The organism is Kribbella sp. NPDC051770 (assembly GCF_040681455.1).
Classification (GTDB): Bacteria; Actinomycetota; Actinomycetes; order Propionibacteriales; family Kribbellaceae; genus Kribbella.
On the sequence record NZ_JBFAYT010000015.1, the window covers coordinates 86,348 to 110,258 of the forward strand.

General features: G+C 70.6%; 21 protein-coding genes. 12 read left to right on the forward strand and 9 right to left on the reverse strand.

Going from position 1 to position 23,911, the window contains the following annotated elements:
* From AB0M01_RS34795 to AB0M01_RS34810, 4 genes are read left to right on the forward strand one after another with little or no spacing between them, the layout of a single operon-like run.
* Nucleotides 1-1,995 carry a biotin carboxylase N-terminal domain-containing protein gene (locus AB0M01_RS34795; protein WP_363676834.1) on the forward strand — a complete coding sequence of 665 codons (1,995 nt, stop codon included), beginning with the start codon at nucleotides 1-3 and terminating at the stop codon, nucleotides 1,993-1,995.
* Nucleotides 1,992-3,149 (forward strand): acyl-CoA dehydrogenase family protein, encoded by a 1,158-nt coding sequence (locus AB0M01_RS34800; protein WP_363676751.1) that lies wholly within the window; start codon nucleotides 1,992-1,994, stop codon nucleotides 3,147-3,149. The genes AB0M01_RS34795 and AB0M01_RS34800 overlap by 4 nt, the downstream gene beginning before the upstream one ends.
* A gap of 42 nt (nucleotides 3,150-3,191) precedes the next feature.
* Nucleotides 3,192-4,757: an AMP-binding protein gene (locus AB0M01_RS34805; protein WP_363676752.1), complete on the forward strand. Its 1,566-nt coding sequence runs from the start codon at nucleotides 3,192-3,194 to the stop codon at nucleotides 4,755-4,757.
* Entirely contained in the window at nucleotides 4,750-5,352 is a 603-nt protein-coding gene (locus AB0M01_RS34810; RefSeq protein ID WP_363676753.1) for a TetR/AcrR family transcriptional regulator, read from the forward strand. The genes AB0M01_RS34805 and AB0M01_RS34810 overlap by 8 nt, the downstream gene beginning before the upstream one ends.
* Nucleotides 5,353-5,374: 22 nt before the next feature.
* Here AB0M01_RS34810 and AB0M01_RS34815 read toward each other — a convergent pair whose 3' ends face one another.
* Together AB0M01_RS34815 and AB0M01_RS34820 are read right to left on the reverse strand one after the other, a co-directional pair.
* A complete protein-coding gene (locus tag AB0M01_RS34815; protein WP_363676754.1) occupies nucleotides 5,375-6,073 on the reverse strand; it encodes a class I SAM-dependent methyltransferase in 699 nt (232 codons plus the stop codon).
* A 114-nt stretch (nucleotides 6,074-6,187) separates the two neighbouring features.
* Nucleotides 6,188-8,434: a signal transduction protein gene (locus AB0M01_RS34820; protein WP_363676835.1), complete on the reverse strand. Its 2,247-nt coding sequence runs from the start codon at nucleotides 8,432-8,434 to the stop codon at nucleotides 6,188-6,190.
* A gap of 75 nt (nucleotides 8,435-8,509) precedes the next feature.
* Here AB0M01_RS34820 and AB0M01_RS34825 point away from each other — a divergent pair, with 75 nt between their 5' ends.
* A complete protein-coding gene (locus AB0M01_RS34825) occupies nucleotides 8,510-9,961 on the forward strand; it encodes an MDR family MFS transporter (protein ID WP_363676755.1) in 1,452 nt (483 codons plus the stop codon).
* Here the strand turns inward: AB0M01_RS34825 and AB0M01_RS34830 are convergent.
* Complete coding sequence (locus AB0M01_RS34830; RefSeq protein WP_363676756.1) at nucleotides 9,958-10,527, reverse strand: hypothetical protein; 570 nt, start codon at nucleotides 10,525-10,527, stop codon at nucleotides 9,958-9,960. The genes AB0M01_RS34825 and AB0M01_RS34830 overlap by 4 nt on opposite strands.
* Nucleotides 10,528-10,581: 54 nt before the next feature.
* On the opposite strand from AB0M01_RS34830, the gene AB0M01_RS34835 reads away from it, so the two are divergent.
* Entirely contained in the window at nucleotides 10,582-11,664 is a 1,083-nt protein-coding gene (locus tag AB0M01_RS34835; RefSeq protein ID WP_363676757.1) for a GNAT family N-acetyltransferase, read from the forward strand.
* A gap of 76 nt (nucleotides 11,665-11,740) precedes the next feature.
* On the opposite strand, the gene AB0M01_RS34840 is transcribed toward AB0M01_RS34835, so the two are convergent.
* Complete coding sequence (locus AB0M01_RS34840) at nucleotides 11,741-12,151, reverse strand: MarR family winged helix-turn-helix transcriptional regulator (protein WP_363676758.1); 411 nt, start codon at nucleotides 12,149-12,151, stop codon at nucleotides 11,741-11,743.
* A gap of 30 nt (nucleotides 12,152-12,181) precedes the next feature.
* Here AB0M01_RS34840 and AB0M01_RS34845 point away from each other — a divergent pair, with 30 nt between their 5' ends.
* Entirely contained in the window at nucleotides 12,182-12,583 is a 402-nt protein-coding gene (locus tag AB0M01_RS34845; RefSeq protein WP_363676759.1) for a MarR family transcriptional regulator, read from the forward strand.
* Between the two features lie 389 nt (nucleotides 12,584-12,972).
* Here AB0M01_RS34845 and AB0M01_RS34850 read toward each other — a convergent pair whose 3' ends face one another.
* Nucleotides 12,973-13,149 carry a hypothetical protein gene (locus tag AB0M01_RS34850; protein ID WP_363676760.1) on the reverse strand — a complete coding sequence of 59 codons (177 nt, stop codon included), beginning with the start codon at nucleotides 13,147-13,149 and terminating at the stop codon, nucleotides 12,973-12,975.
* A gap of 230 nt (nucleotides 13,150-13,379) precedes the next feature.
* Between AB0M01_RS34850 and AB0M01_RS34855 the strand changes: the two genes are divergently transcribed.
* The 5 genes from AB0M01_RS34855 to AB0M01_RS34875 all read left to right on the forward strand — a co-directional run bounded on the left by AB0M01_RS34855 (nucleotide 13,380) and on the right by AB0M01_RS34875 (nucleotide 19,142).
* On the forward strand, nucleotides 13,380-14,675 hold the full coding sequence (locus AB0M01_RS34855) for an XRE family transcriptional regulator (RefSeq protein WP_363676761.1): 1,296 nt from the start codon (nucleotides 13,380-13,382) through the stop codon (nucleotides 14,673-14,675).
* An 8-nt stretch (nucleotides 14,676-14,683) separates the two neighbouring features.
* Entirely contained in the window at nucleotides 14,684-15,226 is a 543-nt protein-coding gene (locus tag AB0M01_RS34860; protein ID WP_363676762.1) for a GNAT family protein, read from the forward strand.
* Between the two features lie 76 nt (nucleotides 15,227-15,302).
* Complete coding sequence (locus AB0M01_RS34865) at nucleotides 15,303-16,937, forward strand: PHP domain-containing protein (protein WP_363676763.1); 1,635 nt, start codon at nucleotides 15,303-15,305, stop codon at nucleotides 16,935-16,937.
* Between the two features lie 33 nt (nucleotides 16,938-16,970).
* Nucleotides 16,971-17,867: an oxygenase MpaB family protein gene (locus AB0M01_RS34870; protein ID WP_363676764.1), complete on the forward strand. Its 897-nt coding sequence runs from the start codon at nucleotides 16,971-16,973 to the stop codon at nucleotides 17,865-17,867.
* A gap of 69 nt (nucleotides 17,868-17,936) precedes the next feature.
* A complete protein-coding gene (locus AB0M01_RS34875; RefSeq protein WP_363676765.1) occupies nucleotides 17,937-19,142 on the forward strand; it encodes an ROK family transcriptional regulator in 1,206 nt (401 codons plus the stop codon).
* A gap of 18 nt (nucleotides 19,143-19,160) precedes the next feature.
* Here the strand turns inward: AB0M01_RS34875 and AB0M01_RS34880 are convergent, their stop codons facing one another.
* The 4 genes from AB0M01_RS34880 to AB0M01_RS34895 form a co-directional block, all read right to left on the reverse strand.
* The gene (locus AB0M01_RS34880; RefSeq protein WP_184800949.1) at nucleotides 19,161-19,757 is read right to left on the reverse strand and encodes a ParA family protein; all 597 of its coding nucleotides are present in this window, start codon (nucleotides 19,755-19,757) and stop codon (nucleotides 19,161-19,163) included.
* A 112-nt stretch (nucleotides 19,758-19,869) separates the two neighbouring features.
* Nucleotides 19,870-20,829, reverse strand: a complete 960-nt coding sequence (locus AB0M01_RS34885; RefSeq protein ID WP_363676766.1) for an ABC transporter substrate-binding protein — start codon at nucleotides 20,827-20,829, stop codon at nucleotides 19,870-19,872.
* Nucleotides 20,826-22,787, reverse strand: coding sequence for an ABC transporter permease subunit (locus AB0M01_RS34890; protein ID WP_363676767.1), 1,962 nt, complete (start codon nucleotides 22,785-22,787; stop codon nucleotides 20,826-20,828). The genes AB0M01_RS34885 and AB0M01_RS34890 overlap by 4 nt, the downstream gene beginning before the upstream one ends.
* Before the next feature lies 1 nt (nucleotide 22,788).
* Nucleotides 22,789-23,844 (reverse strand): glycine betaine/L-proline ABC transporter ATP-binding protein, encoded by a 1,056-nt coding sequence (locus AB0M01_RS34895; RefSeq protein ID WP_363676768.1) that lies wholly within the window; start codon nucleotides 23,842-23,844, stop codon nucleotides 22,789-22,791.
* Between the last annotated feature and the right edge of the window lie 67 nt (nucleotides 23,845-23,911).

Sequence of the window (23,911 nt, forward strand, 5' to 3'; positions counted from 1 at the left end):
ATGATCAGCTCGGTACTGGTGGCCAACCGCGGGGAGATCGCGCGGCGGGTCTTTCGGACGGCTCGCTCCTTGGGGCTCTCCACTGTCGCAGTGCACTCGTCGGTTGATGCTTCGGCGCCTTACGTGGCGGAGGCGGATGCTGCGGTGCTGCTACCGGGATCGTCTGCCGCGGAGACGTATCTGCGGGGCGATCTGGTGATCGCGGCGGCCAAGGCTGCTGGGGCGGACGCGGTGCATCCGGGGTACGGGTTCCTGTCGGAGAACGCCGCGTTCGCGGCGGCGGTGGTCGAGGCCGGGCTGACCTGGATCGGGCCGCCGGTGGACGCGATCGCGGCGATGGGGTCGAAGGTCGAGGCGAAGAAGCTGATGGCGGCGGCCGGCGTACCGGTGCTTGCTGAGTTGTCCGCGGTGGAGGCGTCGGATCTGCCGGTGCTGGTGAAGGCGTCGGCCGGTGGTGGTGGGCGCGGGATGCGGGTCGTGCACCGGCTGGAGGATCTCGCCGGGGAGATCGAGGCAGCGTCGGCGGAGGCGTTGTCGGCGTTCGGGGACGGGACGGTCTTTTGCGAGCGGTACCTCGCGACCGGGCGGCACATCGAGGTGCAGGTGCTGGCGGATTCGTTCGGGACCGTCTGGGCGGTGGGTGAGCGGGAGTGCTCGATCCAGCGGCGGCACCAGAAGGTGGTGGAGGAGTCGCCGTCGCCGTTGGTGGAGCGGGTGCCGGGGATGCGGGCGGCGTTGTTCGAGGCGGCGCGGAAGGCTGCTGAGGCGATCGGGTACGTCGGGGCCGGGACGGTTGAGTTCCTGGCGGACGAGAGCGGGAAGTTCTACTTCCTGGAGATGAACACGCGGCTGCAGGTCGAGCATCCGGTCACGGAATCGGTCACGGGGTTGGATCTGGTGGCGTTGCAGTTGTCGATCGCCGCAGGTGAGGCGTTGCCTGCTGAACCGCCTGCTCCGGTGGGGCACTCGATCGAGGTGCGGTTGTACGCCGAGGATCCCGCGCAGGACTGGCAGCCGCAGACGGGTCGCCTACACCGCTTCGCGGTGGAACGGCTCAGATCAGGGGTGGGGGGAGGGGCCGGGTCGCCTGGGGGCGAGCGCGCTCCGCGCGCCGCCGAGTTCGGGCCTGGTGGCCCGCGCGCTGGACTGCCCTGGGTCCGAGTCGACTCCGGCGTCGAGGACGGCTCCGACATCTCCCCCTTCTACGACTCGATGCTGGCCAAAGTAATCGTGTGGGCGCCCACCCGGGAGGTTGCCGCTCGGCGGTTGGCGTCCGCGTTGGCTTCGGCGGAGATCCACGGGGTGGTGACCAACCGGGAGCTGTTGACCTGGGTCTTGCGGCACCCGGCGTTCGTTGCCGGGGACACCGATACCGGGTTCTTCGACCAGCACGGGGTCGGCGCTGAGAAGCAGGACGTGGAGCTGGCTGCGTTGGCGGCCGCGCTGGCTGATGCGGCGCGGAACCGGGCGGCGGCGAAGGTGCAGGGGCGGTTGCCGAGTGGGTGGCGGAACCTGGCGTCGCAGCCGCAGCGGAAGTCGTACGCGGTGGGCGAGGCGACGTACGAGGTGTCGTACCGGGTGACGCGCGACGGGCTGGTGACCGACGGGGACGTGACGCTGGTCGAGGCGTCGAGTGAGCTCGTGGTGCTGGAGGTCGGCGGCGTACGGCGGCGGTTCGAGGTCGCGGCGTACCCGGGGCTGGTGTGTGTCGGGCCGGTGCAGCTGAGGCCGGTGGAGCGGTTCGCGGATCCGGCGGACCAGTTGGCGGTCGGGTCGCTGGTCGCGCCGATGCCGGGCTCGGTGATCCGGGTCGCGGTGGAGGTCGGTGACGAGGTGAAGCAGGGGCAGCCGCTGCTCTGGCTGGAGGCGATGAAGATGGAGCACACCATCGCCGCGCCGGCCGACGGTGTGGTCGCCGAGCTGAACGTCGCCAAGGGTGAGCAGGTCGAGGTCGGGGCCGTTCTGGCCGTCGTACGAGCTGGGGAGGACGCATGAGTTTCGTCGAGACCGAGGAGCGCCGGGCGCTGCGGGCGGCGGTGAGCGAGCTCGGGCACAAGTACGGCTACGCCTGGTTCACCGAGAAGGCGCGGTCGGGCGGGCAGACCACCGAGCTGTGGCAGGAGGCCGGCAAGCTCGGCTACCTGGGCGTGAACCTGCCCGAGGAGTACGGCGGGGGCGGCGGCGGGATGGCCGACCTGTCGATCGTGCTGGAGGAGCTCGGCGCGGCCGGGTGCCCGCTGCTGATGATGGTCGTCTCGCCCGCGATCTGCGGCACGGTGATCAGCCGGTTCGGCACCGCCGCGCAGAAGCAGCGCTGGCTGCCGGGGCTGGCCGACGGCTCGACGACGATGGCGTTCGCGATCACCGAGCCGGACGCCGGGTCGAACTCGCACAACATCACGACGACGGCCCGGCGTACGGACGACGGCTGGTCGCTCTCCGGCCGCAAGGTGTACATCTCCGGCCTCGACGTCGCGCAGGCCGTCCTGGTCGTCGGCCGTACCGAGGACGCGAAGACCGGACGGCTCAAGCCCGCGCTGTTCATCGTCCCGACCGACGCCGCCGGGGTCGAGTTCCGGCAGATCGAGATGGACCTGATCAGCCCGGACAAGCAGTTCTCCCTGTTCCTGGACGATGTCACGCTGCCCGCCGAGGCACTGGTCGGCTCCGAGGACGCGGCGCTGCTGCAGCTGTTTGCCGGGCTCAACCCGGAGCGCATCATGGCCTCGGCGTTCGCGATCGGCATCGGCCGGCACGCGCTCGGCAAAGCCGTTGCCTACGTCAAGGACCGGCAGGTCTGGAAGGCGCCGATCGGCGCCCACCAGGGCATCTCGCACCCGCTGGCCCAGATCAAGATCGAGCTCGAACTGGCCCGGCTGATGATGCAGAAGGCCGCCGCCCTGTACGACGCGGGCGAGGACCTGGCCGCCGGCGAGGCCGCGAACATGGCCAAGTACGCCGCCGGCGAGGCCTGCGTGCGCTCCACCGACCAGGCCGTCCAGTCGCTTGGCGGCAACGGCATGACTGTCGAGTACGGCGTCGCGTCGCTGGTCGCGGCGGCCCGGGCGACCCGGATCGCGCCGGTCAGCCGGGAGATGATCCTGAACTTCGTCGCACAGCACTCGCTGGGCCTACCCAAGTCGTACTGAGTCCGCCACAGTCGTGCTCCACAGCTTCGGAAAGGACCGCCCATGGTGATCAACAGCGAGTTCCCGCCGGTCGAGGTGCTCGACGTCCCGATCCACGAGGCCGTGCTCGGCCGCGCCCAGGAGTACGGCGCCCGCGCCGCGCTGGTGGACGGTGTCACCGGGAAGGAGATCAGCTACGCGCAGCTGGACGCGATGAGCAGCCGGGTCGCGGCCGGGCTCGCCGAGCTCGGCATCGTGAAGGGTGACGTGATCGCGCTGCACAGCCCGAACACGATCCTCTACCCGGTCGCCTTCTACGGCGCGACCCGCGCGGGCGCGACGGTAACCACGGTGAACGCGCTCTACACCGCCGACGAGCTGCACAAGCAACTGGTCGACTCGAAGGCCAAGCTGCTGGTGACGATCTCGCTGTTCCTCCCGCTGGCCACGGCCGCGGTCGAGGGCACCGACGTCCGGGAGGTCATCGTCTGCGACCAGGCCGAGGGCTACCGGTCGCTGACCGAGCTGCTGCACTCGACCGGCCCGGTCCCGGTCGTTGATTTCGACCCCGCCGAGGACGTCGCCGTCCTGCCCTACTCCAGCGGTACGACGGGGGCGGCCAAGGGCGTGATGCTGACCCACCGGAACATCGCGACCAACATCTCCCAGGCGCAGGCGACGTTCACGATGGGCGAGGACGAGCGGATCATCGCGATCCTGCCGTTCTTCCACATCTACGGGCTGAGCGTGCTGATGAACCTGCCGCTGCGGGCCGGCGCGACCGTGGTGGTGCTGCCGAAGTTCGACCTGCAGCAGTTCCTGACCACGCTCGACGAGCAGAAGATCACCCGCGCGTTCGTGGCGCCGCCGATCGTGCTCGCGCTGGCCAAGCACCCGGCGGTCGACGGTGTCGACCTGTCGGCGCTGCGGTACGTGACGTCGGCCGCGGCGCCGCTCGACGGCGACCTGGCCGAGGCGTGCGCGAAGCGCCTCGGGCTGCACGCCGTACTGCAGGCGTACGGGATGACGGAGCTGTCGCCCGGGACGCACGCCGTACCGCAGGACGCTGTCGACCCGCCGGCCGGCGCTGTGGGCAAGCTGTTCCCGTCGACCGAGATGCGGCTGGTCGGTGCCGACGGCAACGATGTCGGCGACGAGGAGACCGGCGAGATCTGGATCCGCGGGCCGCAGGTGATGAAGGGGTACCTCGGCCGGCAGGCCGAGACCGACGCGACGATCGACCCCGAGGGGTGGCTGCACACCGGCGACATCGGGCGGGTGGACGAGCGTGGCTACCTGTACGTCGTCGACCGGGTGAAGGAGCTGATCAAGTACCACGGATACCAGGTGCCGCCCGCGGAGCTGGAGGCCGTGCTGCTGACCGACCCGCGGATCGCGGACGCGGCGGTGATCGGGGTGGTGGCCGATGGCAACGAGGTGCCGAAGGCGTTCGTCGTCCCGATGCCGGGCAGTGGGCTGACCGAGCAGGACGTGATCGACTACGTCGCCGAGCGGGTGGCGCCGTACAAGAAGGTGCGCCAGGTCGAGTTCATCGAGGCGGTGCCCAAGGCGGCCTCCGGCAAGATCCTGCGCCGCAAACTGAGAGCACGGGAGGCAACAGGTGGCTGACCCGCTCCGCGCACCACAGCAGGACCGAAGCCGAGCGACCCGACAGAAGCTCCTGGAAGCTTCCGTCGAGTCGCTGGCCCAGGTCGGCTACGCCGCGACGACGGTCGCCGTCGTCGCGGCGCGAGCCGGGGTGTCGCGGGGGGCGGCTCAGCACCACTTCCCGACGCGGGCGGATCTGTTCGAGGCGGCCGTCGAGTACATGACCGAGGTCCGCCTCGCGGAGATCCGCTCCCAGGCGGCTGCTTTGCCGGTAGGCGCCGGCCGCACCGAGGCGATCGTCGGCATGCTCGCGGACGTCTACACCGGCCCACTCTTCCGCGCCGCATTACACCTGTGGGTCGCCGCATCGACCGAGGAACCGCTCCGGCGACAGATCGTCCGCCTGGAAGCGCATGTCGGCCGGCAGGCGCATCGAGCGCTGCTGGAGGTCCTCGACGTGAGCGAGAAGACGCCGGGGGTGCGAGAGACCGTGCAGGGCGTGCTGGACATGGCCCGCGGGCTGGGCCTGGCCGACCTGCTGACGGACGACGGCCGACGCCGCCGGGGAATCGTCCGCCAGTGGTCGAAGATCCTCGACCAGGCCTTGGCTGGTTGAGCGCTGCTGTCAGACCGCGAACTCAGGCCTTCCGCCCTGCCACGTAGTTGTCTCTGAAGACTGCAACATCGACGAAACCGCAGTCCTTGAGGAGAGGAGCCAGTTCATCGAACGGCGTGACACGGCGCTGCATGAAGTCTTGGTCTCTTCGGCCATCGCGATGGCGCCAGACGCGCCGGGTGGTCGCGATACCGCAGTCGGCGTCCCAGGAAGTCTCGCTCTCCACGTCGGCGGTGATCAACGCGTTGTCGACTGTCCCACTGCTGGAGCCGAGGGGTGGTCTCAACATGGTCCCGATCAGCAGGACACCACCTGGTTGTGTATGGCAGCCGAATGTCTCGATGGTGGCGCGAAGGTCCGCATCACTGAGGTTGTACGCCAGCGAGTTGCCCAAGCAGAGCACTACGTCGAACCGGCGACCGAGGCGAATCGATCTGATATCGCCTTGGCGAAGATCGAGCTGCCGATGGACTGCGCGTCCGTACTCGATCAACCCGGGCTGAACGTCGATGCCTACACCTTCACATCCGAAGGCAGTCCGAAGCACCGCGAGATGCCTGCCGGTCCCGCATCCGAGGTCGAGCACCGAGCGCGGCCTCATGCTGTTCGTCAGCTCGCCGACGACATTGATCAAGTCGTCGCCGCCGTCCGCGAGATGGTCATAGACATCCGGTCGGCGATACGTGAGGTTCGTCGAGGTCAATCTGTTGGCCAAACTCATCGGACAGCGTTCCTCTCAAGGGAACATCTGACGCCACGACGGCGTCCGGCTGATCTGAGGTTCCATCCTTCCCGGATCCCCAACAACCCAAGCTAAACTTCCTCTTTTCCTCTTTTAGTTTGTTGCGTGCTGGCGGCGGCTTGCGGCGCGTTGGTCGACCTTGGTGGCCAGGCGGTCGGGGTCGCATTCGGCTAGGTGGTCGCGGACCAGGAGGTGGATGAAGGCGTACTCGCCGCGGCCGGTGCGGGTGAGGATGTAGCGGTCGGCGGCGTACTGGAGGAAGGCTCGGCGGCGCCAGGGGAGGTAGCCGGTCCAGCGGAGGAGGAGGCCGTGGAGGAGGCGGGAGGTGGGGCCGGCGAAGAGGGGTGGGCGGCGGCGCCAGGCTTTGGCGGCGACCACTCCGGCGATGACGCCGAGGATGGCTTCCAGGTGGGTCCAGGTGGGGTCGGCGCCGAGGGCCAGGGCTGCGGCTACGGCTGCGGCCAGGCCGGCTACGACCCAGAGGTCCATCAGGTCGCGGGCGTCGTCGTACTGGCGGACGAGGTGGTCCATGGGGAGGGCCTTCACCAGTCGGATGCCTTGGGCAACGATTAGGCCGGCGGCCGCGGAGGCCAGGAAGGCGTCGGGGTGGTCGAGCTGCGTTAGGGCCAGGGTCGAGCCGGCGGTGACGATGGCGAGGCGGCCGAGGAGCAGCAGGCGGCGTTTCGGGCCTTCGGAGACGATCAGCTCGACCGCGTACGACGCGACAACGGCTGCGGCGAGCAGGAGGACAGCGAGCCAGCGTGGGAGTGCGGCGAAGAGCGAGGCGCCGGCGAGGGACGAGGTGAAGCCGGCGACGGCGCCGATGGCGGTCATCGCTGCTGCGACCAGGCGGCTGGGCTGGCCGGGGCTCTTGCGGAGGGGCTGCCACGGTCGGGGGCGGATGTGGACGAGCAGCAGGCTGGTTGCTCCGACGGCTACGCCCGCCAGTACGCCGTACAGGGCGGTGATCGCCAGCGCTGCTCCACCGACCAGGCCGGCGAACAGGGCGGGCAGGCAGATCCGGTGTACCAGGTAGCTGACTGACGGCAGCGACAGGCCGTACCAGCCGTTGGGCGTGAGCCAGCGCGGGACGGCGGTGCGGTCGCCGGCTCGGGAGCGGGTCCACCAGGCCAGGCACCAGAGCGAGCGGAGCGCCGTACGGGAGTCGTACTGGCGGCTGGCCGGGCGGGGGCGCGAGAGCACCTCGGAGAGGAACGTGTCGAACAGGTCGCGGCGGTGGTCAGCCACTGCGCCGCCGGCGACCTCCTGGGCGTCGCGGCCCTGGTAGGCGAGGGCCATCACGTTGAGCATCAGCGGTGAGGTGATCAGGTCCCACAGGTCGTCGTCCTGTTCCAGCGCGGCCCGGGCGCCGGCCAGCTCCGCGCCGACGGAGGTGAAGTAGTCGAGCACCTGGTGGCGGGTCAGCGGGCGGATGCGGACGGCGCCGTACAGCTTCAGCGGCTGCGGCAGGTTGGCGTAGTCGTGGATGCGGCAAGTGACGGCGAGCTGGCCGACCAGGTACCGCTGCTGGAGCTCCTCGAGCGCAGGAGCGAGCTTGACCCGGTGCTGCAGAGCGATCTCGTCCACACCGTCCAGCAACAGGGCCAGCCCGCCCCTGCGGAGCCAGGCCCGGCCGACGGCGGCGGGGATCTGGTACCGGGCGTGGAGGTCGCGGAGCAGCCAGCGGACGAAGCCGGCCAGCAGCGGGCTGTCGCCGGGGTCGTCGTCCTCGCGCCGGGTGGTGATCGCGCCGGTCCAGCCGGACAGGTCGACCAGCACCGGAATGGGCTGGCTCGGGTCCTGGTGGGCCTCGGCGGCGAGCGTGCGGGCCAGGTCGAGCAGCAGCGTGGTCTTGCCGGCGCCGGGAGCGCCGAGGATCAGAACCGAGTCCTGCAGGTCGTCGAAGGCCTTCGCGATGTCGGCGTTCTCGCGGACCTCGTGCGTGGTCGCGTTGAGCGGCTGGACCAGCAGGTCGTACGGGCGGACGACGGCGTCCGGGCTCTCGTCGAGGTCGAGCGCCAGCCGCGTGTACTGCGCGAGCGAGCCGGCGAAGCGCTCGGCCAGGTAGCGGTCGACGCGGGCCAGCGCGTTCGGGCGGTTCCGCGGCTGGTCGGCCGAGCGGATCGAGAACGTGCCGGTCCGCCGGCTGCGCAGCTCCCAGACGCCGGTGCCGATCGCGACCAGCCAGAGCACGCCGATCACGGGCCAGGTCCAGTCGACGTACGGCTCCAGGAAGGCGGGCGCGGTGCCGCCGGTGCCGACGTTGATCGCGATCGGCAGCAGCACCAGGGTGAGGGACAGCGTGACCACGACGAGGGCAACCCTCAGCACAGCGCGCATCCTCACCCACGGAGCGTATCGGCAGACGGTTTCCTGACGGAATTGTTGATCACTCAGTTAGAGTTCTTGTCTGACATGACTACTGAGCAAACCGACCGGGCCGCCGTCGGCCTGAGGTCCGAACGCGGTCCCATCCTGTTGTCGGTGATGCTCAGCGTCGGGCTGGTCGCCATCGACGCGACCATCCTCGCGACCGCCGTACCGGCGGTGGTCGAGGACCTGGGCGGCTTCACGCAGTTCCCCTGGCTGTTCTCGATCTACCTCCTGGCCCAGGCGATCTCGGTGCCGATCTACGGCAAGCTCGCCGACCTGCGCGGGCGCAAACCGATCATGCTGCTCGGCGTCGGGCTGTTCGTGCTCGGCTCGATCCTGTGCGGGTTCGCCTGGTCGATGCCGGCGCTGATCGCGTTCCGGCTGATCCAGGGGCTCGGCGCGGGTGCGATCCAGCCGATCGGGATGACGATCATCGGCGACATCTACTCGGTCGCCGAGCGGGCCCGCGTGCAGGGCTACATCGCCAGCGTCTGGGGCATCTCGTCGTTCGTCGGGCCGGCCCTCGGTGGCGTGTTCGCCGACTACATCTCCTGGCGGTGGATCTTCTTCGTGAACATCCCGCTCGGGCTGGCCGCCGCCTGGGTGCTGGTGCGGCGGTTCCAGGAGAACGTCGTCCGCGGTACGACGAAGCCGAAGATCGACTACTGGGGCACGATCCTGCTCGCCGTCGGCGGCTCGCTGCTGCTGCTCGGGCTGCTCGAGGGCGGCGTGATGTGGGACTGGGACTCGGTCGCGAGCATCGTGATCCTGGCCGTGTCGGTGGTGCTGCTGGTCGCGTTCGTGCTGGTCGAGCGGAAGGCGCCGGAGCCGGTGCTGCCGCTGTGGGTGCTCGGGCACCGGGTGCTGAACTCGGCCAACTCGTCGGCGCTGCTGATCGGCGTACTGATGGTGGGGTTGTCGACGTACGTGCCGCTGTACGCGCAGGGGGTGCTGGGGACGAGCGCGCTGGTCGCCGGGTTCGCGCTGGCAGCGATGACGCTCGGGTGGCCGATCGCCGCTTCGGTGGCTGGGCGGATCTATCTGCGGGTGGGCTTCCGGACGACGATGCTGATGGGGTCGGTGATCGTGGTCGTCGGGTCGGGGCTGCTGCTGACGGTTTCGGCGTCGAGCTCGGTGCTCTACCTGGCGCTGGCCTGTTTCGTGATCGGGGTCGGGCTGGGCTTCTCGGCCTCGCCTGCGGTGGTGGCGGCGCAGTCGTCGGTCGACTGGCGGAGTCGCGGGGTGGTGACCGGGGCGAACATGTTCGCTCGGTCGGTCGGGAGTGCGGTCGGGGTTGCGATCTTCGGCGCGGTGGCGAACAGCGTCGTCGCGTCGCGGCTCGGTGACAGCCACGAGGATCTGGAGCATCTGCCGGGTGAGGTGCTCGCGCCGGCGATCCATGACGTGTACTACGGCGCGGCGCTGGCCGCGGTGCTGCTGATCGTGGCGGTGGTGTTCATGCCGAACCGGGTCCAGGAGCAGCCGCGCGGCTAGGGCAGCGGGGCGAGCAGGGCGGTGATCAGGCCGGCTAGCCCAAGGAGTGCGGCCGCGGCTGTGAGGATGCGCGGGGTTGCTCGCTGGCGGAGCAGCAGGATGGCGGCGACGGTGACTGCTGCGATCAGGAAGATCGAGGGCAGGCCGGCGCCCCAGCCGACGCCGAGGACACGGGCGTCCGGGTACGCCGTACCGAAGCGTTGTTCGAGGGAGCTTCGGCGGCCGGGGATCAGGAGGGCGCTGGAGCCTGCCCAGATCGCGAGGGCGAGGGCGACAACCGGGCGGGCGGCCGGGCGGATCCGCTCGTGGACTGCGGTTGTCCACAGGGCGAGCAGGAGCGGGAGACCGATCCAGGACCAGCCGAGGAGGCGGAGGGTTGGTTCGTGGTGGTTGGTCGCGTTGCCGATCGTGGTGACGACGTCCTCGCCGATGTAGGCGCCGGCCAGGCCGGTGGAGACCGCGGCAATGGCGCCCGCGACGAGAGCGCGGGTGACGTACGGCGGGGCGGTCGGGCGAGGGGCGCGCGGCCGGGGCTCGGTCGGCATGGGGTCCGTGGTGCTCGGCATGGGGGGACTTTGTCAGGGCGGCCGGGTCAGTGCCGGCTGATCTAGGTTGGGGGGATGCGTGAGGTGGACTGTGTCGGGGCGTTGATCCGCGACGGCGAGCAGCGGGTGTACGTGCAGCGGCGGACGCTGGAGCGGCGGTTGTTCCCGGGGATCTGGGACATCGTGGGCGGGCACGTCGAGGCCGGCGAGACGCCGGAGGAGGCGCTGGCCCGGGAGGTGCTCGAGGAGACCGGGTGGGTGGTGCGATCGGTGCTCGCGGTGGTCGCCGACTGGGAGTGGGAGTACGAGGGGCGGGTCCGGCGGGAGCTCGACTACCTCGTCGAGGTCGACGGGGACCTGTCGGCGCCTCGGCTGGAGGAGGGCAAGCACGACGCGGGCGCGTGGGTGGGGGCGGAGGATGTCGGGCTGCTGATGGTCGGGCGGACCGACGGTGACGAGCGGCTGCGGGACATCGTGGCGCACGTCGTACGGATGCGAATGAGCGAGCGGCTGCGGCTGGTGCCGGTCGGTGGGCCGGCGGAGGTCCTGGGCGGGCATGCGGAGGACCTGGTGCGGCTGCACGCGGATCCGGTGGTGGCTGAGTGGTACGCCGAGACGCTGACGGCCGAGGGGGCGGTCGAGCGGGCGCGGCAGGTGCGGGCTGCTTGGGAGCGCGACGGGGTGAACAAGTGGATGGCGTACGAGCGGGATGGTGGGGCTGGCGACGACGGCTCGGGAACCAGCGGCGACGCGGGGAGCGGGCGGTTGGTCGGGCGGGGTGGGCTGTCGCGGATGGGGGCTCGGTCGTCGGTGACCGGGCAGATCGCGGCGCTGGTCGGGGACGCCTGGGCGGCTGACCGGCTCGAGGTGGGGTGGGCGTTGGTGGAGTCGGCGCGCGGGCGGGGGTACGCGACGGAGATCGGGGCAGCCGGGCTGGAGTTCGCGTTCGGGGCGCTGCGGGCTCGGACGGTGATCGCGTACACCGAGCGGCACAACCGGGCGTCGCGGGCGGTGATGGAGCGGCTGGGGATGACGTACGCCGGGGAGATCCGCGCCGAGGGGCTGGTCGAAGGAGTCGAAGGCGTCCAGCAGGATGCGCCGTTCGCGGTCTACCGGCGCGACCGGGAGCCGGACCGCGCGGCGGACCTGCCGATGTGACCAGGAGCCGGACCTGAGCGCGGACCGGGCGGACCAGAAGCGGACCTGAAACGCTGTGACCTGCGGGTTTGCCGCGTCAGAGGGCGGACACGAAGCGGGTCAGGAGGTCCGCGAAGGTCTGCCGTTCCTCGGACGACCAGGTCTCCATCGCCGCGGCGAAGCGTTGGCGGCGGTGGGTGTGGACCTCGGCGAGGCGTTCGAGGCCCGCCGGGGTGAGGACGAGGACTGTACGGCGGCCGTCGTGCTGGTCGGCCTCACGGCGTACGAGACCGGCGGTGACCGCGGCGGCGACGAGCTTGCTGGCGCGGGGCTGGTCGACGCCGAGCGCCTCGGCGACCCCGTTGACGCCGAGCGGGCCGGTGGCTTCGAGCGCGTCGAGGACCTGCTGACTGGCGTCGCCGCCCGCCTCGGCGGCGAAGACGCGGCGGGTCTGGCGGCGGCGGACGGTGATCATCGCGGTCTCGACGGCGGCGACCGGGTCGGGCATCTTCACCTCGATAGATATATGCTTATTGACATGTACATGTCGGAGGACAACAAGCCTATCGGGTGGTGGCTGAAAGAGCTGGACCGGCTGATCGAGGCGGGTTTCGCCGAGGTGCTCGCCGCGGACGGGCTGGATCGGCGCCAGTGGCAGGCGCTGAACGCGGCCGGCGGCGATCAGCCGGTCGCGGCCGCGCTGGCGCCGTTCGAGGGGAGTGCGGACGCCGTACGAGCACTGGAGGCTCGGGGATGGATGGCCGGTGAAGAGCTCACAGACGAGGGCCGAGCGGTCAGAGAGCGGTTGACCGGCAAGGTCGGCGCGTACCGGCGACAGGTGGCCGACGGGATCGAGCCCGGGGAGTACGCCGCGACGGTCGCCGTCCTCCGCCGGATGGCGCTGAACCTGACGGGACGCACAAACAGCTCCGCTGTGTGACCGCCCAGGCGCGGCGGTCACACAGCGGAGCGGGCCATCCGGGGGGACGGCTCGTGGTGAGGTGCACGAGCCGTCGGTGTCCCGCGCCGGAGGTCATCTCTGACAAATCCGCCCGATCTCCGGCGTGGGAACACACTCAACCCCAGCCTCTGACCCGAGGTGTCGGTCAGAGGTGGCTTGGAACGGCTGGGCGGCGGCGACACAGGGAACTCAACCGCCTGCCCAGCCGGGCTTGGGCGGTGCGGTCCGGAGCTGAGGAGTGCTCCGGACCGCACCTGGGTGGTGTCCGGGGACTGAGGAGTGTCCCGGACCTTTCCGTGCACTGCTCCCTGAACGTGAGGAGACTCCAGGGGGCAGCCGCTCGGGTCTGAGGAGGACCCGAGCAGGTCTCAGCTGTCCGAACCGTCCTGCGGCCCGAGGAGGTCGTTGGTGACCCGGAGGCCGGCGAACCGGCGGCGCATCGCCTGCTCGTAGCGCGCCGCCAGCGGCGCCTCGGCGACGTACTGCGCGATCACGTGCTCGCCGAACCAGACCCGCACCCGGCGGCGGTGCTGCCTCGACGTCATCTCCGCGACTGTCACTACTCGCTCACCCCGTAACTCTCAGGCCTTGCAACCAGTTGGACTTACTGGTTGTCATGGCAGTAATGGTGCACAACCCGAGCGTGACCGCTCTAGGACCTGCGGCGGACCTTTGCCGGACCTCTCCAGGACCTCTCGCGGACATCTGGGTGACTGCACCTTGTCGTGGGGCATGAGTCGAGACAACGTCTGAACTGACGTGAACGGGAGGAACGATGGCGGGTAGGTATGCGCCAAGAACGGTCCTGGCGCACCTGATCCAGCGCCGGAACCAGACCTACTCCGAGATCGTCGCCGAGTTCGTCGAGCTGGGTGGAACCATCACCGAGCGGCACCTGCGGCGCCTCGCATCGGGCGAGCGTGCAGGGACCACTCCTCAGACCCGGCGCACCCTGCAACGCATGTTCGGCAAGCCGGTCGAGGAACTCCTCGCCCCGTACGTCCCCGAGCAGGCAGCCCAGGTGGTGCCGGCACCTGCCGCGAGTGGACGGATCACGACAGGGAATGAGATGGAGGTACTCGACATGGCTGCCAGCCGTGCGCGGGCGTTCGCCCTCGCGGCCCAGACCGGTCTCGGGAGCGAGGCCATGGAACAGGTGTACGACGACGTGAGACACGTCGCGAAGGCCTACCCGCAGCGTCCGCTGCCGGAGATCCTCGGCCAACTGGTCGAGACCCAGGACCTGGTCTTCGCGTTGCTGGAGAGCCGGCAGCGTCCGGAACACCTGCGGCAGCTGTACTTCCTCGGTGGCGTCACCGGCGGTCTGCTGGCCAAGGCGTCGCACGACCTGGGCAACCCGCACGCCGCCCTGACCCAGGCCCGGACGGCGTTCCTGTGCGCCGACAACGCCGACCACCACGGCCTGCGCGCCTGGGTCCGCGGCCTGCAGTCCCTGGTCTCGTACTGGGCCGGCAACCCGCACGACTCGGTCCGGTACGCCCAGCTCGGCGCCGGGTACGCCGAGCAGGCGAACAGCACCACCTCGGTCTGGCTCCCGGTCAGCGAGGCCCGCGCCTGGGCCGCGCTCGGCAACCCCGACGCCACCCGCGCCGCCCTGGAGCGCGCGGAGAACGCGTGGAACTCGGTCCGCAACGACGAGCTCGACGAGATGGGTGGCCTGTGCACCTTCGGGCGCAACCGCCAGCTGTACTACGCGGCCGACGCGCTGGCCTGGCTGCCCGGTGAGATGGAGACCGCCGAGCGGTACTCCAACCAGGCCGTCGACGCCTACACCGACCAGTCGCACCCCGAGTGGGCCTTCGGCGACGCGGCCGGCAGCCACGCCGCGATGGCGATCACCCGGATCGCGAGCGGTGAGCTGGACGGCGCCGCCGACGCGATCGCGCCGGTCCTGGGGCTGCCCGCCGAGCGCCGGATCAACGGCGTGGTGCACTCGGCCCGCCGGGTCCACCAGGCGCTGCGGCAGTCCGGGCGCGCCGACGACGCCCGCGAGCTGCAGGAGGAGATCGAGATGTTCACCCGGACGCCGATCCAGAGCTTCCCGCGGTAGCCTGCGGGATGGATCCGCTCACCGGCGACGGCGTAGGCCTGCGGGAGTTCCGCCCCGACGACTTCGACGACTTCTTCGCCGTCGTCGGTGACGAGCGGGTGACCGCCTGGATGGCCTTCGCCACCCACACGCCGGAGTCGGCGCGCAAGATGCTCGACGGGATCGTCGAGCGCTCCGCCCAGGAGAGCCGGCCCGACTACATGCTCGCCGTCACCCGCCTTGACGACGACCGTGTGCTCGGGTTCATCCGGCTCGCGCCGGGCATCCACAAAGGCGCCAAGCTCGGCTACGGCATCGGCGCCGACCAGTGGGGACACGGCTACGCCACCACCGCCTGCCGGCTGGTCCTCGACTTCGCCTTCGGCCCGCTCGCCCTGCACCGGGTGACCGCCGCGATCGGCCCCGAGAACGCGGCCTCGATCGCCGTCGTCCAGCGCCTCGGCTTCAGCTACGAGGGCCTCCTGCGCGACCACGTCTTCACCAACGACGCCTGGCGCGACTCCGTCCTGTACTCCGTCCTCGCCGACGAGTGGACCGCTCAGCAGCCCTGAGCCCGGCGTTCACCTGCCGCACACACCGGCTTCACCGGCGGCCCCGACAGTGTCGTGGACACAGGGAGGTGGCGGGATGCAGTTGCCGGAGTGGGCCGACGTGGAGGTTCCCGAGGAGCGGCTGGATGCTCAGGGGGTTTCGCGGCGGGGTGTGCTGCGGGGTGCTGGGCTGCTGGGTGGGGCCGGGTTGCTAGGCGTGGCTGGTGCTGGGGAGGCTGCCGCTACGTCCGGGGGTGACCCGGAGCTGGTGTGGCTGGTCGGGGATCACCATGTGCACAGCCGCTACAGCCATGACGCGAAGTACGGGTTCGGGCAGCTCGCGCAGCGTGGGGCGCAGTTCGGGCTGGACTGGATGGCGTTCACCGAGCACAGCAACTTCGGGCACGCGGACAAGGGCGCCGCGGCCGAGCAGGACGAGGTGCTGAAGGCTCGCGCCGAGAATCCGCGGATGCTGATCTTCCAGGGGCTCGAGTGGTACATCCCGGCGGCTGAGCACGGGACCGTCCTGGTCGCGCCGGGGCCGAACGTCGTACCGCTGCTGCAGACCTTCGAGCGCACGTACGACGGGAAGCTGACCAACCGGTCGGACAACACACCCGAGAACGAGCAGCACGCAGTCAAGGCGCTGCGCTGGCTGGCCGAGCAGAAGCAGCGCGGGTACGTCGACGACGTGCTGGTGCTGGCCAATCACCCGCTCAGGCTCGGGATCGACTCACCGCACGAGGTCCGCGCCTGGCGCGACACGGGTGTGCTGATCGGCATGGAAGGCGCTCCCGGTTCGCAGGGCGACGCCGACCCGGCGTGGGTCGCGTACCGCGGGATGACCGCAGCGCAGCGCGGCGAGTACGTGAACGCCCCGAGCGCAGCCAGCTTCCCTGGTTACCCGGCCGACGCGTACCGCACGTACGGTGGCTTCGACTGGGCCACCGCGACCGTCGGCGGGCTCTGGGACTCGCTGCTCGCCGAGGGCCGGCTGTTCTCGATCACCTCGAACAGCGACAACCACCGGACCATCTGGGACACCTGGAAGGACGGGGAGTTCCCGCCGGGCGAGAACTTCGATTCCCTCGGCTGGAAGCCCGCTCCGACCGACGCCGGGACGCCGCAGGCCGGCAGTGACTTCTGGCCCGGCCAGTTCAGCCGCACTCACGTCGGCGTGACCCGCTACTCCTACCTCGACGTGATGGCCGGGCTGCGCGCCGGCCGGGTCTGGGTCGACCACGGGCAGCTGGTCGACGGGCTGGACGTCCGGCTCGCTCCGGCCGGCTCCAAGCAGCGGGGCGTCACGCTGGGCGGGCGGCTGAAGGTAGGACGCGGCGAGCGGCTGGAGCTGCGCGTCACCGTCACCAGCGCGACCAGGCCGAACTTCCACGAGCTCCTGCCGCGGCTGGCCCACCTGGACGTCATCCGCGGCATCGTGACCGGCCCGGCGCGCGACCGGGACAGCTGGAAGGCTCCGGACACCCGGGTAGTCGAGCAGATCGACGTACGCCGTATGTCGGGCACCTACACCCTCCGCATCCCGCTCGGCCGCGCAGAGCGCAGCCACTACCTCCGGCTGCGCGGCAGCGACGGCCGCCGCAACGGCCCCGGCTACCTGGGTCGCGCGATCGACCCGGCGGGCCCGATCCAGCACCCGGTGAACGACGGCGACCCGTGGCTGGACACCTGGCTCTACACGAACCCGATCTTCGTGGACGTCGGGAAATGATCGAGGGCTTGGAGTGGTGGGCAGACTGGCCGTATGACCGCCACGCTGCCGACCACCCTGCTCGACCCGGTGAGGGACGGGCTGGCCCGGATGATCATGACGAAGGTGGCAGGCCCGGATCCGCGCGCCGAGCGGAACCGGGTGCACAACACCCCTGGGCCTAGGTGGTTCGCGCCCGACCGGCCGATCCGGCGGGTGCACGGCGACGCGTCGATGTTCGCCGGTGGGCTGCGGGCGCTGCTGCTGCAGTCGCTGCACCCGCTGGCGATGGCTGCCGTCTCCGCCCACTCCGGCTACCGCGGTGACCCGTGGGGGCGGCTGCAGCGGACCAGCTTCTTCCTGGCCATCACCACGTACGGCGCGGAGTCCGACGCCGAGGCGGCGATCGCCAAGGTCAAGTCCGTCCACGAGCGCGTCCGCGGAACCAGCCCGGACGGTACGCCGTACCGGGCCGGTGACCCGCACCTGCTCAAGTGGGTGCACCTGGCCGAGATCGACAGCTTCCTGGCGGCCCACCAGCGCTACGGCGCCAACCCGCTCGACGCCGCCGAGCAGGACGGCTACGTGGCCGACACTGCCCGGGTGGCGCAGGCGCTGGGCGTCATCGAGCCGCCGACGACGATGGTCGAGCTGCGGCAGATGCTCGACGCGTACCGCCCCGAGCTCCGCGGTACGACGGAAGCGCGGCAGGCCGCGCGCTTCATCCTGATCCACCCGCCGGTGCCGCTCGCCGCGCGGCCGGCGTACGGCGTACTGACGGCGGCCGCCGTCGGGCTGCTGCCGTTCTGGTCGCGCTGGCCGCTGCGGCTGCCGTACCTGCCGCTGGCCGAGCAGACCGTCGTCCGGGCCGCCGGGGACGGGCTGACGCGGACGATCCGCTGGGCTCTGACCTCGCCGATTCTGGGGAATGTCGACATATCTACCGCGTGAATGCGCTTTCTTGCGCGCACCCACCCGGCGAGCGCGCTGAAACGGCCTCCGCGCCGGTAGTTTGCTCTCATGCCCCCACGCCCGAACCGACCGCTGCCGCTGGCGACGCCGGCCGGGATCGAGGTCCTCACCAAGATCCTCACCCAGGGTCCGATCCCGCGGGTCGAGATCGCGCGCCGGACCGGGCTGTCCCAGGCGGCGGTCACCAAGGCGGTCGCGCCGCTGATCGACGCCGGGTTCGTCACCGACCAGCCGGTCGCGGTCAGCCCGGACGAGCACGTCGAGAGCCAGCTCGGGATCGGGCGCCCGGTCAGCCCGCTGACCGTGGTCGCGAACAGCGTCTCGGTGATCGGGCTCAAGGTGACGCCGACCGACCTGATCGGCGTGACCACGGACTTCACGGCCGGGATCCGCGCCGTACGGCACCGCCGGCTGCCGGAGACCTCGGCGGACACCGTCGCCGCGAACCTGGTCGAGCTGGCGCGCGAACTGATCGCGGAGATCGAGGCGAGCGACGCCGGGCCGCTGGTCGGGATCGGTGTTGCCGTCTCCGGGGACGTCGACGCGGAGCACGGGGTGGTGCGGGACTCGCCGTTCATGGGCTGGCGGGACGTGCCGCTGGCGGCCGCGCTGACCGCGAAGCTCGACGTACCGGTGGTGGTGACGAACGACGTCCGGGCGCTGACCGTGGCCGAGCACTGGTTCGGGGTCGGGGTGAACGCCGACTCGTTCGCGGTGGTGACGATCGGGTCCGGCGTCGGGTGCGGGCTCTACATCAACGGCGAGGTGGTGTCGGGGGCGCATGGGGTTTCGGGTGAGCTCGGGCACTTGCCGCTGGCACCGGGTGAGCTGGTCTGCACCTGCGGGCGGCGGGGCTGCGTCGAGACGGTCGCGTCGTCGGACGCGATCCTGGCCCGGGCGCGGGAGACGACCGGGCAGGCCGACCTGGATCTGGCCGGGGCGATCGAGCTGGCGCACGCCGGGAACGAGGACGCCCGCGAGGCGTTCGACCGGGCCGGCGAGGTGATCGGGTCGGCGCTGGCCGCGATGGTGAACCTGGTCGGGCCGGAGCTGGTGGTGATCGCGGGCGAGGGCGTCGCGGACTACGACCTGTACGAGCAGCGGATGCGCGAGGCGTTCGCGGCGCACGCGTTCGGGGCGGCAGGCGACTGCCGCCTGATGCTGAGGTCGCACACGTTCGACGACTGGGCCCGGGGTGCGGCAGCCACGGTCATTCGTTCGTACGTACGGGGTGAACCGCCCCTGCAGCGCTGAGGCAGTCCACCCCACCGGCTAGCTGCGGGCCGCGGCCAGGATCTTGCGCCAGACCTTCTTGTAGGACTCCAGACCGTCCTCGGCCAGCGGTCCGGTCGGGCCGGCGGTGATCGAGACGCGCTCGGGGATCGAGCCCCAGACCGGGATGTTCTCCTCGGCGTACTGCTGCATGGTCTCCTGGTAGGCGCGGGTGTAGGTGCGCGCCGAGCAGATCACCAGGCCGACCGGCGTACCCTCGGGGACCAGCTCGAGCACGGCCTTCACGCGGGGAGTCTCGACGCCGCCGACGCGGGTCGGGATGACCACGATCCGGGCCCGTTCGAGGGCCTTGTTGAGCAGGCGTTCGTGCGACGGTGGCATGTCGACGACGCCGATGCCCTCCGGTGGCACCTTGTCCAGCGCCTTGGTCAGCAACCGCTCCGTCGGCGCCTCGGCGATCTCGATCCGGGCCAGGTGGTCGTCGTCCGACGTCTCGATCCAGTCCGCGGCGGAGCCCTGCGGATCGGCGTCGACGAGGGTGGCGGTCCGGCGGTTCGACGATGCCAGCGCGGCGAGGTACACCGACGTGGTTGTCTTGCCGACCCCGCCCTTCAGTGCAGCTGTCACGATGATCATGAACCGAACCTACCCGGTTCTGTCCGATTTCCGGCGTGTCATCGGCGTTGCAAACCCGCGTCATGATAGTTGCCGACGGCCTCGGGGTGGGTACCGAGGCCGTCGCAGGGGGTTACTTGCCGAGCCAGCCGTCGACCTTGGCGCGGTTGTCGTTGACCCACTTCTCGGCGGCCGCGTCGGGCGTCATCTTGTCCTCGGCGATGTACTTGGCGACCACGTTCTGGTCGTCGTTGGTCCAGCTGAAGTTCTTCACCAGCTCGTACGCCGGGCTGCCGGAGTTGGCGAACTTCTTCGAGACGATCTTGTCCAGGTCGTACGCCGGGTAGTCGCAGGCCACCTTGGCCGGGTCGGCGTCGCAGCCCGCCGTGTAGGCCGGCAGGTCGACCTTGACCAGCTTCAGCTCGTTGAAGAACCACTGCGGCTCGTAGAAGTACCCGATCACCGGCTTCTTGTTCTTCTCGGCGTCCCGGAAGGCTTGGATCAGCGCGGTCTCGCTGCCGGCGTACACGACCTTGTAGTCGAGCTTCAGGTTCTTCACCAGCGCCTCGTCGTTGGTGACGAACGACGGGTCGCCGTCGAGCAGCTGGCCCTTCCCACCGGATTCCGACGTCTTGAACAGGGCGGCGTTCTTGTTCAGGTTCTTCCAGTCCTTGAGCTCGGGCTTCTCGGCGGCCAGCCACGGCGGCAGGTACCAGCCGATCACGCCCTTGTTGCCGGACGGGCCGACCACGACGGCGACCTTCTGCTCCTCGACGTACTTCTTCTTCAGGTCCTCGTGACCCCAGTTCTCCAGCACGGCGTCGACCTCGCCGGTGCCGAAGCCCTGCCAGGAGATCTCCTCCTTGAGGTTCTTCTTGGTCACCTTGCAGCCGAGGTCCTTGGTCGCCACGTAGGCGACCACGGCGGCGTTCGCCTCGTAGCCGACCCAGGGGCTGACGGCGAGGTTGAAGGTGCCGCACTCCTTGCCGCCGTCGGCCGGCTTCTCGGCCTCGCCGACCTTCGCGCCCCCGCACGCGGTCAGGGCCAGGGCCAAGGCGGTCAGCACTCCAGCGGTCCGGAGCTTGTTGGTCACCACAGGTTGTCTCCTCTGACTGTTCCTCTGAACTTCCTGGTACGCCGAGCCGCCGCCTGCGTGATCCGGTCGAGCATCACGCCCAGCAGCACGATCGCCAGCCCGGCGGCCAAACCCTTGCCGTACAGCTCGCTCTGCGCGAAGCCCGCGGCCACGTCGTACCCGAGCGCGCCGGCGCCGACCAGACCGCCGACGACGACCATCGACAGCACGTAGATCAGGCCCTGGTTGACCGCGAGCGTGATCGCCCGCCGGGCCACCGGCAGCTGGACCTTGCTGATCACCTGCCAGGTGCTGGAGCCGACCGAGTTCGCCGCTTCGACCGTCGCGACCGGCACCGCACGGATGCCGTCGGCAACGATCTTCGTCGTGACCGGTACGGCGAACACGACGGCCGCCGCGATCGCGGTGAACCGGCTGGTCCCGAACAGCGCCAGGAACGGCACCAGGTACACGAACGGGGGCATCGTCTGCCCCGCGTCGAGGACCGGCCGGACCCAGCTGTCGACGCGCTGGTTGCGCCCGGTCCAGACGCCGAGAACGATGCCGACAGCAACCACCACGACGGTGGCCAGCAGCGTCGACGCGAGCGTCACCATCGCGTCCTGCCAGACGCCGGTCCCGACCAGGAGCAGCAGGCAGACCGTCGCCGGGAGCGCGGCCCGCCAGCCGCCGAGGATCAGGGCGAGCGCGACGACGACGCCGGTCACCAGCCACCACGGCGAGTCGGTGAGCAGGTCCTGGAGCGGGTTGAGCACGCCGAGCGTGACCGCGTCGCGGACGCCGTACGTGAAGCCGCCGAAGACGTCCTGCACCCAGGTCGTCACGTCGGCCGCGGCGACGGCGATCCGGGAGCCGACGTTCACGCCGGTCGGGAACTCCGCGGCCCAGACGTAGGTGCGGGAGAACCAGATCGCGACCAGGACGCCGAGCGCGCCGACGCCGAGCAGGATCTTGCGCCGCAGGCTCGCGATCCGCCACGGCCGGTCGCCGGCGGCGGTGGTCACGCGGTCGAGCACGATGGCCAGGACGACGATCGCGAGGCCGGCGTTGAACGCGACCCCGACGTCGAGCGTCTGCAGCGCCTTCAGCACGGTCTGGCCGAGGCCGGGCGCGTCGATCAGCGCGGCGACGGTGACCATCGAGAGCGCGGCCATGATGGTCTGGTTGATGCCGACCACGACCGTGCTGCGCGACATCGGCAGCAGCACCTTGGCCAGCGTCTGGCCGCGGGTCGAGCCGAGCGACCGGGCCGCTTCGACGCTCTCGGCCGGGACCGAGCGGATCGCGTGCGCGGTCAGCCGGACCACCGGCGGGGCGGCGTAGATCAGCGTCGCGATCGTGGCCGCGGCCGGGCCGATCGCGAAGAACAGGGTCAGCGGCGCGAGGTACACGAAGGTCGGCAGCGTCTGCATCAGGTCGAGGACCAGCGTCGCGACCTTGAAGAAGCGGTCGGACAGCCCGGCCCAGATCCCCAGCGGGATGCCGGCCAGCAACGCCAGGACGACGGCAGCGATCGTCAGCGAGAGCGTGTCCATGCTCTCCTGCCACAGCCCCTGCAGCCCGAGGAACGTGAACCCGGCCGCGGTCAGCACCGCGACCTTCCAGTTGCCGAACGCCCAGGCCAGGAACGCCGCCACCGCGACCACCCCGAGCCAGCCGACGACCGGCACCGGCCGCCCGTACGACGGCTGGGCGATCACGCTCTGCAGCAGCACGACGAGCTGGTCGACGACGACCCGGATCGCGTCCGAGACCGCGTTGCCGCTGCCGACGACGCCGGCCTGCTCGGTCAGCCAGCGGTGGAACGGCGTCGTGTCCTGCCCGCCGAGGGCGAGCGTGTGCACTCCGCGCAGTACGAACCAGAGCGCGAGCCAGACGACCAGCAGCCCGCCGACCAGGACGAGCTTGCGGGGTTTGCGGATGTGGAGTTCCAGCGAGCTCGTGATCGAGGCCATGTCAGGCGTCCGCGACGACGGCGAGGATCTCCTCGTCGCCGATCACGCCGAGCAGCTGGCCCTCGGCGACGACCTTCACCGGGCGGTCGGACTCGAGCACCAGCCGGGTCGCCTCGCGGACCAGGACGTCGGGGCCGAGCTCCGGCCCGTCCAGCTGCTCGCCGTCGCGCGGCGGCCGGACGATCCAGCGCAGCGTCAGCACGTCGGCGCGCGGGATGTCCCGGACGAACTCGCGCACGTAGTCGTCCGCGGGCGCGCCGACCAGCTCGTCGCCGGTGCCGAGCTGGACGGCGGCGCCGTCGCGCATCAGCAGGATCCGGTCACCGAGCTTGAGCGCCTCGGACAGGTCGTGGGTGATGAAGACCATCGTCTTGCCGACCTCGCGGTGCAGCCGGACCACCTCGGTCTGCATCTCGCGGCGGATCAGCGGGTCGAGCGCGGAGAACGGCTCGTCGAAGAGCAGCACGTCGGGGTCGTTGGCCAGCGCGCGAGCCAGGCCGACCCGCTGCTGCATGCCGCCGGACAGCTGCTCGGGGTACATGTTCTCGTTCCCGGACAGGCCGACCAGGTCGATCACTTCCTGGGCCCGGCGCTTGCGGTCCGGCTTGCTCTCGCCGCGCACCTCCAGCCCGTACGAGACGTTGTCGATCACCTTGCGGTGCGGGAGCAGGCCGAAGTGCTGGAAGACCATCGAGAACTTGCTCCGCCGCAGCGTCCGCAGCCGCTTCTCGTCGGCGGCGCGCAGGTCCTCGCCCTCGAAGATCAGCCGGCCCGCGGTCGGCTCGACCAGCCGGGTCAGGCAGCGGACCAGCGTCGACTTGCCAGAGCCGGACAGGCCCATCACCACGAAGACCTCGCCCGGGGCGACGTCGAAGCTCAGGTCGCGGACGGCCGCCGTACAGCCGGTGCGGTCGTAGAGGGTGGCCCGGTTGAGCTCCGCGAGCTCGGGGCGGCGGGGGACGCGGGCGGCCTTCGGGCCGAACACCTTCCACAGCCCCTGGACCGACAGCAGCGCCTCGGACTCCTGCGGTTCGGGGTACTCGAGCTGAGCGGTCACGGCGGTTCACCCTCGGTTCGTCGGAACGGCGACTGTATCGAATGCCCAGTCTCTCGGTGTCGAGTAG

Coding starts and splice junctions, on each gene's coding strand:
- AB0M01_RS34795 (WP_363676834.1), top strand. CDS start 1: ATGATCAGCTCGGTACTGGTGGCCAACCGCGGGGAGATCGCGCGGCGG.
- AB0M01_RS34800 (WP_363676751.1), top strand. CDS start 1,992: ATGAGTTTCGTCGAGACCGAGGAGCGCCGGGCGCTGCGGGCGGCGGTG.
- AB0M01_RS34805 (WP_363676752.1), top strand. CDS start 3,192: ATGGTGATCAACAGCGAGTTCCCGCCGGTCGAGGTGCTCGACGTCCCG.
- AB0M01_RS34815 (WP_363676754.1), bottom strand. CDS start 6,073: ATGAGTTTGGCCAACAGATTGACCTCGACGAACCTCACGTATCGCCGA.
- AB0M01_RS34820 (WP_363676835.1), bottom strand. CDS start 8,434: ATGCGCGCTGTGCTGAGGGTTGCCCTCGTCGTGGTCACGCTGTCCCTC.
- AB0M01_RS34825 (WP_363676755.1), top strand. CDS start 8,510: ATGACTACTGAGCAAACCGACCGGGCCGCCGTCGGCCTGAGGTCCGAA.
- AB0M01_RS34830 (WP_363676756.1), bottom strand. CDS start 10,527: ATGCCGAGCACCACGGACCCCATGCCGACCGAGCCCCGGCCGCGCGCC.
- AB0M01_RS34835 (WP_363676757.1), top strand. CDS start 10,582: ATGCGTGAGGTGGACTGTGTCGGGGCGTTGATCCGCGACGGCGAGCAG.
- AB0M01_RS34840 (WP_363676758.1), bottom strand. CDS start 12,151: ATGCCCGACCCGGTCGCCGCCGTCGAGACCGCGATGATCACCGTCCGC.
- AB0M01_RS34845 (WP_363676759.1), top strand. CDS start 12,182: ATGTACATGTCGGAGGACAACAAGCCTATCGGGTGGTGGCTGAAAGAG.
- AB0M01_RS34850 (WP_363676760.1), bottom strand. CDS start 13,149: ATGACGTCGAGGCAGCACCGCCGCCGGGTGCGGGTCTGGTTCGGCGAG.
- AB0M01_RS34855 (WP_363676761.1), top strand. CDS start 13,380: ATGGCGGGTAGGTATGCGCCAAGAACGGTCCTGGCGCACCTGATCCAG.
- AB0M01_RS34860 (WP_363676762.1), top strand. CDS start 14,684: ATGGATCCGCTCACCGGCGACGGCGTAGGCCTGCGGGAGTTCCGCCCC.
- AB0M01_RS34865 (WP_363676763.1), top strand. CDS start 15,303: ATGCAGTTGCCGGAGTGGGCCGACGTGGAGGTTCCCGAGGAGCGGCTG.
- AB0M01_RS34870 (WP_363676764.1), top strand. CDS start 16,971: ATGACCGCCACGCTGCCGACCACCCTGCTCGACCCGGTGAGGGACGGG.
- AB0M01_RS34875 (WP_363676765.1), top strand. CDS start 17,937: ATGCCCCCACGCCCGAACCGACCGCTGCCGCTGGCGACGCCGGCCGGG.
- AB0M01_RS34880 (WP_184800949.1), bottom strand. CDS start 19,757: ATGATCATCGTGACAGCTGCACTGAAGGGCGGGGTCGGCAAGACAACC.
- AB0M01_RS34890 (WP_363676767.1), bottom strand. CDS start 22,787: ATGGCCTCGATCACGAGCTCGCTGGAACTCCACATCCGCAAACCCCGC.